The 629-nt window shown below is 67.2% G+C and carries 1 protein-coding gene; it reads right to left on the bottom strand.

From position 1 onward, the window contains the following. Positions 1-83: 83 nt before the first annotated feature. The coding region (locus CXQ97_RS20980; protein WP_146069746.1) for an NnrS family protein at positions 84-629 on the bottom strand (546 nt) is incomplete at its 5' end.

The raw sequence follows: 629 nt of genomic DNA, 5'->3' as shown, positions 1-629 counted from the left end.
CTTCTCCGTCCCCGAGCCCGCATTCACGGCCCGGGTTGTCTGTTCGCCTGCAGCGAATACCGCGTCCAGTTGCAGATCACCGCTCAGGTCCGGCAGCCCGAACCCGTGCTGTGTTCATCCATCGGTTCTTCACATCCCGTACCACCGTCCGGGCGCGGGCGCAGCCAGATCGGTGCCAGGTAGCGCAATGCCAGGCCAAAGACTGTCAGCCAACCGAGCCCGGCGAGCATGTTCAGCAGCGGCACGGGAGCGCCCGGCAGCCCCGCACTGGCACGCAGCAGCGCGGCGAGCACCAGCAGGCAGGTTGCGATCGGCACCCAGCGCCGCTGATCCAGTGCATAGCCACTGTGGGTACGCCCGGCGATGCACAGCACCGCGAGAATCGAGACGCCCATGGCCCCGAGTGTCAGTAGATGGCGGCCGGCGCTGCTGGCAAAGCCGTCGGCTAGCAGCGAGACACCCAGTGCGCCATAGCCCAGCGCCATCAGCCAGTACACGCTGTAGAGCATCAGCGACCAGCGATCCAGCAGCGCTCGGCCGATGTGCCAGTCGTTGAGCAGATTGAACATGGCGGCGGCTGTGGCCAGGGCCAGCCAGCCGTTCAGCGGGGCCGGCAGTGCCAGCCATTC

Origin of the sequence: Arthrobacter sp. B0490 (assembly GCF_002929355.1) — a bacterium.
Classification (GTDB): domain Bacteria; phylum Actinomycetota; class Actinomycetes; order Actinomycetales; family Micrococcaceae; genus Arthrobacter_D.
This window is presented reverse-complemented; position numbering and strand designations above follow the sequence as displayed.